Origin of the sequence: Paenibacillus sp. FSL L8-0436, assembly GCF_038593025.1 — a bacterium.
Lineage (GTDB): Bacteria > Bacillota > Bacilli > Paenibacillales > Paenibacillaceae > Paenibacillus_AQ.
The window spans coordinates 4,885,073-4,898,174 of the sequence record NZ_CP151955.1; the positions used below are offsets into that span (position 1 = coordinate 4,885,073).

13 protein-coding genes are annotated in these 13,102 nt (G+C 51.6%); all 13 read right to left on the minus strand.

Features of this window, described 5'->3' with window-relative positions:
* Positions 1-507 carry a gamma carbonic anhydrase family protein gene (locus NSS79_RS22460; RefSeq protein ID WP_342436218.1) on the minus strand — a complete coding sequence of 169 codons (507 nt, stop codon included), beginning with the start codon at positions 505-507 and terminating at the stop codon, positions 1-3.
* A gap of 11 nt (positions 508-518) precedes the next feature.
* A complete protein-coding gene (locus NSS79_RS22465) occupies positions 519-1,607 on the minus strand; it encodes a hypothetical protein (RefSeq protein ID WP_342436219.1) in 1,089 nt (362 codons plus the stop codon).
* Between the two features lie 90 nt (positions 1,608-1,697).
* Complete coding sequence (locus tag NSS79_RS22470) at positions 1,698-2,285, minus strand: histidine phosphatase family protein (RefSeq protein ID WP_076109888.1); 588 nt, start codon at positions 2,283-2,285, stop codon at positions 1,698-1,700.
* Positions 2,286-2,442: 157 nt separating this feature from the next.
* Positions 2,443-3,036, minus strand: a complete 594-nt coding sequence (locus NSS79_RS22475; protein WP_342436220.1) for a zf-HC2 domain-containing protein — start codon at positions 3,034-3,036, stop codon at positions 2,443-2,445.
* 5 nt (positions 3,037-3,041) lie between these two features.
* Complete coding sequence (locus tag NSS79_RS22480) at positions 3,042-3,629, minus strand: sigma-70 family RNA polymerase sigma factor (protein WP_038594474.1); 588 nt, start codon at positions 3,627-3,629, stop codon at positions 3,042-3,044.
* A gap of 729 nt (positions 3,630-4,358) precedes the next feature.
* On the minus strand, positions 4,359-5,453 hold the full coding sequence (locus NSS79_RS22485) for a prephenate dehydrogenase (RefSeq protein WP_342436221.1): 1,095 nt from the start codon (positions 5,451-5,453) through the stop codon (positions 4,359-4,361).
* A 49-nt stretch (positions 5,454-5,502) separates the two neighbouring features.
* Positions 5,503-6,600: a histidinol-phosphate transaminase gene (gene hisC, locus NSS79_RS22490; protein ID WP_076109848.1), complete on the minus strand. Its 1,098-nt coding sequence runs from the start codon at positions 6,598-6,600 to the stop codon at positions 5,503-5,505.
* A gap of 57 nt (positions 6,601-6,657) precedes the next feature.
* Complete coding sequence (gene trpA, locus NSS79_RS22495) at positions 6,658-7,479, minus strand: tryptophan synthase subunit alpha (RefSeq protein ID WP_342436222.1); 822 nt, start codon at positions 7,477-7,479, stop codon at positions 6,658-6,660.
* A complete protein-coding gene (gene trpB / locus NSS79_RS22500) occupies positions 7,476-8,675 on the minus strand; it encodes a tryptophan synthase subunit beta (RefSeq protein ID WP_342436223.1) in 1,200 nt (399 codons plus the stop codon). Before trpB ends, trpA begins: the two co-directional genes overlap by 4 nt.
* Positions 8,672-9,349, minus strand: coding sequence for a phosphoribosylanthranilate isomerase (locus NSS79_RS22505; RefSeq protein ID WP_342436224.1), 678 nt, complete (start codon positions 9,347-9,349; stop codon positions 8,672-8,674). The genes trpB and NSS79_RS22505 overlap by 4 nt, the downstream gene beginning before the upstream one ends.
* Complete coding sequence (trpC, locus tag NSS79_RS22510) at positions 9,342-10,172, minus strand: indole-3-glycerol phosphate synthase TrpC (RefSeq protein WP_342436225.1); 831 nt, start codon at positions 10,170-10,172, stop codon at positions 9,342-9,344. The genes NSS79_RS22505 and trpC overlap by 8 nt, the downstream gene beginning before the upstream one ends.
* Complete coding sequence (gene trpD, locus NSS79_RS22515) at positions 10,162-11,202, minus strand: anthranilate phosphoribosyltransferase (RefSeq protein WP_342436226.1); 1,041 nt, start codon at positions 11,200-11,202, stop codon at positions 10,162-10,164. Before trpD ends, trpC begins: the two co-directional genes overlap by 11 nt.
* Before the next feature lie 196 nt (positions 11,203-11,398).
* Entirely contained in the window at positions 11,399-12,952 is a 1,554-nt protein-coding gene (trpE, locus tag NSS79_RS22520) for an anthranilate synthase component I (protein ID WP_342436227.1), read from the minus strand.
* Positions 12,953-13,102 lie beyond the last annotated feature (150 nt).

Consider the following 13,102-nt stretch of genomic DNA (forward strand, 5'->3'; position numbering starts at 1 on the left):
TTAGAAGTTTCCATATTCCTTCGCCTTGTTCACATAACTCTCGCTGGTGCGTGACATTCTCAGTAAGTCCTGCTCGGTCAATTCACGGACCACTTTGGCGGGGGTACCCAAGGAAAGGGTGTACGGCGGGATCACTTTGTTTTCGGTTACAAGAGATCCGGCTCCTATTAAAGCATATTCACCAATCTCTGCTCCGTTCAATACAATCGCACCCATTCCGATTAATGTGCCTCTGCCTATCCTGCAACCATGTATGATTGCGGAGTGCCCTACCGATATGTCATCCCCCAATATCAGCGGCAGATTCTCCGCCACATGGCCTACAACCCCATCCTGAATGTTGCAGCCTTTTCCAATAATGACTGGAGCCAGATCGCCCCGAAGCACCGCATTGAACCAAATACTTGAATGCTGTCCTACACTCACATTCCCTACCAGCTTAGCCCCTTCTGCCACGTAAACAGATTCATCGAGCTGCGGTATGTAATTTCCATAAGCAATCCGCATTTTCCTCCCCCTTACTTCGGCAGTCGCTTCGGAGTGGCAGCTTCCGTCCCCCATGGCGTCATTTGGACTACCGGGCCTTCAGGCGTCTCCCCAAGCCGGATCATTCCAAGATGCAGCATCATCCGTAAAATACGCTGTTCCAGGATCGATGCGGCATCATCATAGTAAAACGGTTTGATCAGCCAGCCCAATCCCTCCACCAAGGAAGAAACGCTCACCCACTCTTCCGCACTTACGCTAATCCAGTATACGAGCGATGGAAGATTAGGAACAGCACCTTTATAGAGTTTTAACCAAAAGGTGAATAACTGCATCAGTCTTTCCGATTTTCCTTCCGCAAGCAGCGTCTCACCTGCCGAGGTCAGCTTCAAACGGTAACCTTCTTCCGAAATATAGCGGCGGTGCCTCGCATAATCATACAGAAGCGCCATTCTTGGCGGATAATGCTCGCATGCTCTGCCGTAACCGAATCTCCAGCCCCCCTTGCCCAGCAGCGGCTCAGGAACTTGGATCGCGTTCATTACGCCCTGCTGATAACGTTTATAGAGTGCACCCTCCTGGTTCAGCTCCAGCTCATTGTCCATCACATAACGCAGGAACAGCAGCAGATCGCCCGCCAGCAGGTCACCTTCCCCGCGGTATACCGCGGGTTCACTGCTCCGGACCACATGTTCCTTGATATGCTGTCCCATCCTCTCGCGGAAACGGTTCTTCAGATCCTCCGGCACCTGAAAGAGGTATCTGCTCTGCTGTGAGGCGCCGCTGAAGAGCCATCCGCCGCTTTTGAACCGGCTGACCATCTCACGGTAACCGCCGGTTTTGCCGGCAGGTGCATCAAAGCAGGCCTGCCTCGCGGCAGCCAGCAAATCTTCAAGACTGAATTTGCTGCGTTCGTCGAACAAAAGCATGTTGAGAAACCGCAGTTCCTCCGGGGTGCAATCCCGGATATGAGTCTCCATGAAATCGCGGCTTCCCAGCGTGATCAGTATACTCTGAATCAAGTCATGTTTAGAATTTCGTTTGCAATCGCACTGGTAGCGCCCCGCAATGGCGGTAAGCTGACCAATGTCTGCGTAAGTGAGCATATCCGCCAGATTCATCTTTTATCGCCTCACCGTTTTACTACCATTATGGGAAATACAGCCCTTTTTATTCCTTATTACGCAAAAAAAATAACCCGAGGCTTCGGGTTAACGCTGATTTTGCAAGATATGACGTGTACAGTTGTATAACAGCGGACTCCATTCCAGTTCCTTCTTCTCCAGGATGGTCAGCGACAGATTGCCAAGACGTTCTGTGTACTTGTCCTTATAAAGCGCGGTGTACAGCTGAGCCAGAAAGCCGCCGTGGGAAATAACCAGCACATTGCTCTGCGGATAACGGGCCGATAGATCCTCCAGGAAAGCCAAACCGCGTACCTGCAGCTGTTCATCCGTTTCTTGACCCAGCGACAGCAGGTTCCACTCTTTGCCCCACTTCTCCTCCCGCTGCATGGCAGTCATGCCTTCCACCTGCCCATAGGCACGCTCACGGATCCGGTGATCAGGTTCAAGCAGTGGAATGTCCAACTTGGCAGCTACGATCTTCCCTGTCTCCGCTGCGCGGGAAAGACTGCTGGTAATGCAGTAGTCCCAGCGGTAAGGTTCCTGCAGAAGCCTGTCTCCCAGCATCTCAGCCTGCCTCCGGCCCTCATCGTTAAGCGGAATGTCACTTTGCCCCTGTATCTTTCCTTCCGCATTCCAATCAGTCAGCCCATGGCGTACTAAGCCGATAAGCATTGCCATCACCCTTCCCCTCCTTTATGTTTGCTTAATAATGTATCATGAATGAAAACAAATGTCTTCTTTTCGAAAGATTATTATGCCTTTTCGCTCTTCCTCCACGGAAACAAGACAACAAAAAAAGCCCGCTTTACTTGGTAGTAAAGGGAGCTCTTCATTGTCTGCGGTATCGGTTCAACCGGATGAGCAAAAATATCGATAAGCCTACGCCCAGCATGGACAGCATCATCCAATATTGTGGATGGGTTGGCCCCATGCTTACTACAAGCGGCTCGATAATGCCGCCTTCTGATTCGAGAACAGGATAAGCCGGCGACCATCCTAGTGAAAGGCCGGCCACACCCGTATCCACAATCCCGCTTTGCGCTGTGGTTGTGTTATGGGATGTCTTAAACATAGTGAAATATAGGAAGCTCGATAGAAACACTGCCAGAAAGCAGGCAATCCAAAGGCTTATCCGGCGGCGGAAAACTGTAGAATTACCGGCAGATTTCCCGTCCCCAGGCATCAGCCAGGGACTCTCGAGATAAATCCGCTCCATAACCCTGAGGTTTATAGCTTCCGCACGTTCTTCGCTGACTTCTACCTTCGTCTCAAGCATAAGCTCGCTGCTCTCCTGCCACAATGCCCACTCGGAGCCGCAGTATGGGCAACTTGCAATATGCCTCTCAAGTTCAATCCGCTTGGGGTCGGTGGGGGGAGCGTCCCACAATAGCGGAATGAAATCTTGCGCTTCCCTGCAGTTCATTGGCCTTACACCCTCTCAGCCTGCTCTTCAAGTTCAGGCTCATAGAAATAGGACTCGAGCTGGAGCTTCACACTGCTCCTGGCACGGAACAATAATGATTTCACGGAGCTGACACTCTGATCCAAAATAATGGCGATTTCCTGATAATCCATTTGATCATATTCACGCAGAATGAGTGCAGAACGCTGCTTCTCCGGTAGATTATTGATCGCTTCACGGACCAGCATCATCCGTTCTTTACGCAGTGCCGCCTGCTCCGGCGCTACCTCTGGCGGAGCTACAGGAGTATAGCCGCTTTCTTCAAGAGATACATTGCCTGCACGATTCTTGCGAAGCTCACTCAGCACCGTATTACGGGCGATTGTATACAGCCATGTCGAGAATGAAGCATCCACTTCACGGAAGGAATGCAAGCTGCGGAACGCCTTATAAAAGGTCTCCGAGCAGAGATCTTCAGCAATCAGCTCCATATGGGAATTCTTAAGCATATGATAGACAAAAGCCAATATTTTTCGTTGGTATCTTCGCATCAGTTCCGAGTATAATTCTGTGTTTCCTTGCTTAATAAGCTGGATCAACTGGGAATCCGTCATGGTGAGTTCGGCCCTCCTCGCCCTTGCACGTTTAATCCCGGCCGGTCTGTAACTACTTATACCGGTCGGGGCTTAAAAAGTTGCGCTTTTACGCTAAATTTGTACCCTTTTATGAAATACTTCCTATGTATATTCAAATACCTGGTAAAAAAGGCATGCCACATGTAAATACAGAAATAAATACGCATCTTTACAGGTTTCCTTACATCCCGCACGGCTCTTTTTTGATGATTACGGAAAGGAATCTATAAACATACTTAACCCAGTATAGCATAGATTCTAACAGGATGACATTAATAGACTCGTGGCAACAATACACTCTTTTACATTTCGGATATTAAGTCGAATCCTGCTTCATTCCTAAACCTGCCATCTGGGCACATAAAAAGTCAGTCGAAACGCTCTTTATTATCTATTCCGGTTGGCCGAATCTGCGATTTGGAAAATAAAGTTTAAATAAAGTGTTGACAAGATGTAAACGGATACATATAATAAAAGTACAGTATGGTTTCTCTCCACTCCTATCCAAACACTGCACAATTCCAATTCATTGTGAATTGTAGCCGCTTACTTTGTAAGCGGTCTTTTTTTGTCCATTTTCAGGCTGAGGTGCGCCGTAACCCAAACCAAAAAGGGTTTTGACTTCGAAGTTTACTCAGGTTATTTTCGAGGAGTCAGATGCCTTATATATCTTAACAACTAAAAAAGCCGGGGCATTCGCCCCGGCTTCTACACATATACCGTATAATCATTATGCTGCAGCAGAATCTTAGCCCGTTCCATGTCATTTTCCTGACGGAAAGACAGCCGCATAATGCCGGGAACGTCTTCACGGCTCTCAATAATCTGCACATTGCTAAGGTTGATACCCTGATCCCCCAGCTCTGTAGCGATTCGCCCGATAATACCCGGATGATCGGGAACATCAATATGGAGATCGAACAATGGCGTAATCATTCCTTTGCGGCGCTCCGGCAGCTGGCTGCGGAAGCCGTTAGCTTCGCTGAAAGCCTCCTCAATGCCTTCTCCGTCCGCCGTCTCCAGCAATTGGATAAATGACGATACCTCCTCATTCCAATCCTTCAGCAAGCGCAGCATCACCGTACGGTTGTTAAGCAGAATATCACGCCAGATGATCGGATCACTGGAAGCAATCCGTGTGATGTCGCGGAAGCCGCCTGCAGCCAAAGTGCTGTACAGGGAATCCGTATTATCATAGGCATGAATCTGATTCACAAGCGCGACGGCAATAATATGCGGCAGATGGCTGATCGCACCGACGATTTCATCGTGGCGTTCCGGATCGAGCCGGACGATCTGCGCTTTGGTATGTAATAGCAAGGATTCAAGTGCATGATACGCATCGTCCGGCACTCCGGGCGGAGGCGTCAGCACATAATAAGCATTCTCAAACAGCAGTGAGGAAGCTGCTTCCACACCGGAGCGCTCGGAACCGGCCATGGGATGCCCGCCTATGAAATGCACATCGGGAAAGTCCAGTGAAACCGCGCAGGCGGCAATGCTGGCCTTAGTGCTACCGACATCCGTAATAATGCAGCCGGGTTTCAGCGGAAGCTTGCTTAACTGCTGCAAATAATCCTCCAGCATGCCTACAGGCACGCATAGAAAAATAAAATCGGCGTCCAGCGCCGCTTCTTCAACAGAAAGTGTTGCCTGATCGACAACACCTCTGCTGACATATTTATTTGCGGATTCAGGACGGTGGGCATGGCCTACGACGGTCAGGCCCTCCTTGCCTTTGAAGCAAAGGGCCAGTGAGCCTCCGATCAGACCGACACCGAAAATGGCTATTTTTGTCGTCATGTTCTTTGTACTACCTGCCTTCTAAAGGTATCGTCTTGTCTGTTACAGGTTACACCTGTACCTTCTGATCTTTAAGCACCCGCTCCAAAGCGGCGATAAAAGCCTTGTTCTGCTCTGTCGATCCGACAGTAACACGGATATAAGTCGGGTAAAGCCTGTGGCCCGCTCTTACAATGATGCCTTGACGCAGCAAGGCGTCGAATACTTCGGTTGCAGGCTTGCGTACATCTACCATAATGAAATTACCGTGTGCCGGGAAAAAGTCCAGGCTCAGGCGTTTGAATTCTCCCTGAAGCTGAATGATGCCCGCGCTGTTGAGACGGCGGCATTCCTGCACATAATCCTGATCAGCCAGTGCAGCCAAGGCGCCGGCCTGGGCTAGACGGGAAGTATTGAAAGGTTCCCGAACCTGATTAATCAGTTTGATAATCTGCGGACTTGCAACACCATAGCCGATGCGGAGCGCAGCCAACCCATAAATCTTGGAGAAGGTGCGCAGCACCACCAGATTCGGATACTTAGCGAGCAGCTCAATTCCGTCCGAATAGGAGAGGTCTGTTACGTATTCGGAGTATGCTTCATCGAGCACCACCATTACATTCGCAGGAACCGCGTTCAGGAAAGTGACCAGCGCCTCTTCAGGCACAATCGTACCGGTTGGATTATTGGGATTGCAGATCCAGATCACCTTTGTCCGTTCCGTCACTGCAGCCAGCATCGCGTCAAGATCATGTGTACCATTTGCCAAAGGCACTTCTATCGAAACAGCACCTTCTATATCGGCGTTGCTCTTGTATACGGAGAAGGTCTGATCCGCCATAATTGTCTCGTCACCCGGCAGGAAAAAGGCACGTGTAATCAAGGCGATGATTTCATCGGAGCCGCAGCCGAATATGATATTGTCGTTCTCCACGCCAAGGTGGCTTGCCAGTGCGCTTGTCAAATCAGCGGCCGCGCCATCAGGATACAGAAAAAGATTGTCCAGATCGGCAATAATAGCAGCTTTTGCGCTCGGCGAAGGACCATAGGGGTTCTCATTGGACGCCAGTTTAATGACCTCGCTTAAGCCCAGTTCTTTCTTAACCTCATCAATAGGTTTGCCTGGCTTGTAGACAGGGAGGTTGATAATATTTGGTTTCGGATTCATTTATGTTCCTCGCTCTCCATGGGTAAGATAGCTGCTCTCAGGTCTGTCAGCAGACCGTTATGGTCTTAATTGTGCCACAAATTCACGAATTTGCAACAGCCCTTGGCTGCGGGTATCCGGATTGTCCAGCAGCGGAATCACATCCTCCACCTTGCGGACAATGGCACTGCCTACGACTACACCGTCGCAAATGCGGGCAAACCGTGCTACCTGCTCGCCCGTCGAGATGCCAAATCCAACAGCTACCGGCAAGTCTGTTGCCCGGCGTACGGATTCAATAAAATCATCCACTCCGGTATGAAACGACGATCTTTCGCCCGTCACACCAAGGGAGGAGACACAATAGACAAAACCGCTGGCACCGGAAACAATTTTGGCAATCCGCTCACTGGAGGTAGGAGCGACAAGAGGTATCAGATTCACACCGGCCTCACGGCTGCGCAGGCGCATTTCCCCGGACTCCTCCACAGGCAGATCGGGAATGATCAGGCCGCTGATTTCGTGGGTCTCAAGCTCTGCAAAAAAGGTGTCCAGGCCCATCTGCATAACCGGATTATAATAGGTGAACAAAATGAACGGAAGCTCACTTCCCGCCTGTCGGGCCTTCAGTGCCGTTTCCATACAGGTTCGAAGGTTAATGCTGCCTCGCAGCGCTCTGGCAGATGCCCGCTGGATCACCGGACCATCCGCAAGCGGGTCGGAGTAAGGAACGCCCAGCTCCAGAATATCTGCACCCGCCGCCTCCAGTTCGGCAATGATATCAAGCGTGGTCTCCAGATCGGGATCGCCAACCGTCAGAAAAGGAATCAAGGCCGTCCGTCCGGCCTCTTTAAGCTGCCGGAAGGTCAAATCCATCCGGTTTGTCGTGTCCGTTGTCATTGCTTACCCGCTCCTTCCGTATAGGCCATTATAGATTCCACGTCTTTGTCGCCGCGCCCGGACAAACAGATGACTACAATATCATCCTTGGTGAGCGTGGGTCCGATCTTAGCAACATGCGCCAAGGCGTGGGCCGACTCCAGAGCTGGAATAATGCCTTCAGTCATACACAGCAGCTTCAAAGCCTCAAGCGCTTCCTCATCCGTAATCGGCACGTATTGGGCACGCTCTATGTCTTTGAGGTAGGAATGCTCAGGGCCAACTCCCGGATAATCCAATCCGGCAGAGATGGAATGCGCCTCTGTAACCTGTCCATGTTCATCCTGCAGCAGATAGCTCAGGGAGCCTTGAAATACTCCATGGGTTCCCTTGCTCATTGTCGCAGCATGAAAAGGGGTATCGATTCCCTTGCCTGCAGCCTCTACTCCGATCATGCCGACATTCTCATCCTCCATGAACGGATAGAACATGCCGATCGCATTGCTTCCTCCGCCTACGGCAGCAACCAGCAGATCCGGCAGCCTGCCTTCGGCCTCCAGAATCTGGCGGCGGGTCTCATCGCCGATAATCCGCTGGAAGTTGCGGACCATCATCGGATAAGGATGCGGCCCAACCGCAGAGCCTAAGATATAAAAGGTATCTTCAACATTGCTGACCCAGTAGCGCAGCGCTTCATTCCCTGCATCCTTGAGTGTCCGTGATCCGGAAGTCACAGGTATAACCTCTGCCCCCAGCAGCTTCATACGGAAAACGTTAAGCGCTTGGCGGCGTGTATCCTCCTCCCCCATAAACACCTTGCATTCCATCCCAAGGAGCGCTGCCACCGTAGCCGTAGCTACGCCATGCTGGCCTGCACCTGTCTCGGCAATAACCTTCGTTTTGCCCATCATCTTGGCCAATATTCCCTGACCGATCGCATTGTTGATCTTATGTGCTCCGGTGTGATTCAGGTCTTCACGCTTTAGATAGATCTTAGCCTCACCGATATGCTTGCTGAAACGTTCCGCATAATACAGCGGAGTCTCCCGTCCGGAATACTGCTTCAGCAAATAATCTATTTCTTCCTGAAAAGCCGGTTCCCCCGAATACTTGCGGTAGGCTTCCTCCAGCTCAATCAGTGCATTCATTAAAGTTTCAGGAACGAAGCGGCCTCCAAAAGAACCAAAACGCCCATTGATGTCCGGTACTTGTATCATGATTGCTTCACCCTTTCCACAAAAGCTGTCATTTTAACAATATCCTTAATTCCGCCGCTCTCCACTCCGCTGGAAACATCCACGCCATCCGGGGCGTAGCCCGCCAGCAATTCACTGACATTGCCCGGCTCCAGACCTCCGGCGATAAATAAAGGCAGCCCATACGCCGCTGCCGCCTGCTGGTAGTGAGGAATACGTTCCCAATCAAATGTCCGGCCTGAACCGCCGCCCTGCGGATCATAAGTATCCAGCAGCAATGCATCCACCACACCGGCATAGCTTTCCAGGCTACTATGGCTATCCGAAGCATGTTCCCTGTCACGGCTGACCACAGAAAGAGCCTTCCAGACCTGTACCTGCGGAAACGCCAGCTTAACCTCACGGCAGAATTCCGCACTTTCCTGCCCATGCAGCTGTATCACACCCAGTGGAACTGCCTTCATGATTTCCCGAAGCTCTGCCAGTTCCGGGTTCACAAACACACCTGCGGCTTCCGGAGCCTTGTCTGCCTGCCAGTCCGCAAGCTGCGCGGTAAGCACTGCTGCCTGCTCCGGGGTTATTCTGCGGCGGCTGGGAGCAAAGACAAAACCGACATAATCCAGTGGTAATCGCTTCATAGATTTTAGCACTTCAACGTCCTGAAGTCCACAGATTTTTACCATTGTCTCACTCATGCACAGCACGGCCTTTCCCTGCCTGCACCGGACCCAGCAGCTCATTCACCGCCTGCTCCACGTTCTGCTGACGCATTAAATATTCTCCAACCAACACGCCAAGGGCGCCGGTTGTGCTCAGATAGTCTATATCACGGGGCCCTGCAATCCCACTCTCGCTGATTACCGGTACTCCCTCCGGTACGAGCGTGGCCAGCTCTGCTGTAGTCGCAAGCGAGGTCTCAAAGGTATGCAGGTTGCGGTTGTTGATTCCCAGCAGCACATTCGGATGTGCCGCTTTGCCGGTCTCCAGTAGCATTTCCAGTTCATTGCGGTCATGAATCTCAATAAGTACGTCCATTCCCAGTGAGGAAGCCAACTCTGTGAAGTTAGCAAGCCGGTTCGGGTCCAGAATAGCCGCGATTAGCAGAATGGCATCTGCTCCCAGCAGACGCGCCTCATAAATCTGTTTCTCGTCGATAATAAAATCCTTGCGCAGCAGTGGAAGACTTACCGCCTTTCTAACCTGCTGCAGGTATAAACCGCTGCCCTGAAAATACTCGCTGTCCGTAAGAACGGACAAGCAGTCAGCACCTCCCGCCTCATAACCTTGTGCTATGGAAACCGGGTCAAAATCCGCCCGGATCAGACCTTTGGACGGGGAAGCCTTCTTCACTTCCGCAATCAGCCCCAACTCTCTGTTCCGCCGCTGCGTGAGCGCATCACGGAATCCTTTTGTCGACGGCAGCCCGGAAATTTCAAGTTCAGCCTGAGCCAGCGAAAAAGTCGCGGCCAGCGCCTCTACCTCTTTGATTTTGGTGGCAACAATCCGTTCAAGATACATAATCAAGCTCCTTCGTCATGACTTTCAGCTGCTCCAGCTTGAGCAGTGCCGCGCCTGAATCTACTACTTCTCTTGCTTTCTCTACGCCATCTCTCAATGTATCCGCCAATCCGGCGACATAGATACAAGCACCTGCATTAGCCAATACAATATCACGGTAAGGATTAACTTCTCCGGCCAACACGGCGGTGATAATCGCTGCATTTTCAGCTGCATCTCCGCCAAGCACAGCTTCCAGCGGATGTCTGCTGAGGCCCAGTTCCTCTGGAGTCACTTCATAGGTAAACACAGCCCCGTCTTTCAGCTCGGATACCTGTGTAGGTGCCGAAATGCTGATTTCATCAAGACCATCCAGACTGCTTACAATCATCGCCCGCTTGGAGCCGAGCTCCTTCAGCACATTCGCGACTGTTTCCGTCTTGCTGCGGTCATAAATGCCCATCAGCTGCCGGTCGGCTCCCGCTGGATTGGTCAGCGGGCCAAGCATGTTGAATACGGTCCGGACGCCGAGCTCACGCCGGGGTACAGCGGCATGCTTCATGGATGGATGATAGATTTGTGCGAACAGGAAGCAGATACCGATGCTGTCCAGACACTGCCGGGCCTGCTCCGCATTCAGATGAATGTTGACGCCCAGCGCTTCCAGCACATCAGCGCTGCCCGCTCTGCCGGAAGCAGAACGATTGCCGTGCTTGGCGACCCGGACCGAAGCGGCTGCGGATATGATCGCCGAGGCCGTAGAAATGTTGAATTTATGGATTCCGGAACCGCCGGTTCCGCAGGTATCCAGCAGCCGGGTGCGCTCCGTAAGCACAGGAGTACCGAAACCGCGCATGGCTTCGGCGAAACCGGTAATTTCCTCCACCGTTTCCCCCTTAATCCGCAATGCGGTCAGCAAGGCGCCAATTTGCGCCGGTGATGCCGATCCCTCCATTATTGTTCCCATAAGCTCACGCGCCTGTGTGCGGGTTAGATCCCTGCCCTCGATCAGTCCGGCAATTCCTGATTGCATCAATTGACTTGCTTCCATAGTTCTTTTCCTCCTAAAAGTTTTGTGAGCACATGCATCCTGAACCCGCATCGAACAAAACTGACACCGGAAGCATACGCTAAAAGTTTTATGGAGCATTCTCTGCTCTGCTCATCTTCGTAATAAAACTCGCTTCGTAAGCATTCGCTAAGTTTTATGGAGCATTCTCTGCTCTGCTCATCTCTGCTACCCCTGGTTAAGGGGTATATTCGTACATGTAATCCTGGTTGATTACCTGTTTTTCTTTCACTTCAGCCGGGAACATCGCTTCCGCCATGCGGATCGCCTTCAGCATCCCTTTTGCCTTGTTGAGGGTCTCCTCATATTCCTTCTCTGGAACAGAGTCCCAGACAATGCCCGCCCCGGCCTGCACATAAGCCCGGCCCTTGCGGAAGATAATGGTGCGGATCGTAATGCAGGAATCCATATTTCCGGAAAATCCGAGATAACCGATGGCTCCGGCATACGCGCCTCTTGCTTCGCGTTCCAGCTCCGAGATAATCTCCATAGCACGCAGCTTCGGTGCTCCGGAAACGGTGCCGGCAGGAAGGCAGGACAGGAAGGCGTCGAAGAAATCCTTGTTCTCGTCAAGCGTTCCGGATACGTTCGAAACCATGTGCATGACATGGGAGTATTTTTCAATTTCCATGAAGGAATCGCATTTGACGGTGCCGAACTTGGAGACCCGGCCCAAATCATTGCGCCCCAGATCGACCAGCATCAAATGTTCTGCCCGTTCCTTCTCATCATGCAGCAGTTCCTCAGCCAGCTCCCGGTCCTGTGCTTCATTCTCGCCTCTCGGACGGGTTCCGGCAATCGGGCGGGTCTTGACCCGGTCACCGTCCACCTTCACCAGCGCTTCGGGAGAAGTGCCGACAATGATCTCTTCATCCATCTTCAGATAATACATGTACGGCGAAGGGTTCAATGTGCGCAGCATCCGGTACACATGGAGTGGCGATACTTCCGTTTCTATGTGCAGCCGCTGTGACAGCACCACCTGAAAAATATCCCCGGCCCGGATGTACTCCTTGGCCTGCTCCACATTGCTGATATATTGCTCCTTCGTCAGGTTGGAGTGGATCTGGCCCAGCTCGATATCCTGCGGTATGCTGCGCCGGTTGACATTTTCCTTCGGTCCTTCCTTCTGCAGCTCTTCGGCCATAACCTCCAGCTTGCGGCTAAGCTCTTCATAGCCTGCGCGGATGTCCGAGTCCGTATCTCCGTCCTTGATGTGCAGATTGCCGACAAGCAGGATTTGCTGCTTCACATGATCAAAGACAATGATCCGGTCGCAGAACATAAAGCGGATGTCGTCCATATTCAGATCATCTACGGCATGTGCCGACAGCTTCTCGTAATACTGCAGCAGATCATAGCCGAAGAATCCGATGGCTCCGCCTGTAAAGGGAGGCATTTCTTCCAGCTTCGGGCTGCGGTAAGAGCGGAGCAGCGCTTTAAGCTCCTCGACCGGCTTGCCCAAGAGCCGTTTTTTCTCTCCGCCGACTTCAACGTGAATGATGCCTTTTTTGCCTGAGATCATGAGGAACGGATCACTGCCGATAAAGGAATAACGGGCCCATTGAATACCGCCCTCTACACTTTCCAGCAAAAATGCACGATCCTGTTCGGCAAAACGCTGGAACAGCCGGATCGGCGTCTCCATGTCGGCAAGCAGACGCTTTACGACCGGAATTAAGTTATACTCCCGGGACAACGCCACTACTTCTTCGACTCTTGGGTTCGTCATTTGAAATACCTCCTTGGGATCTGATATTATGTCCGAAATACAGAAAAACCTCTACCGAAGTAGAGGTTTGTATAAGTGTAAGTATGTGAAAAAGCGCTCAGGACCGGCATTATGATCCATATATGCGGATATCTCCTATGTGGGAATAGA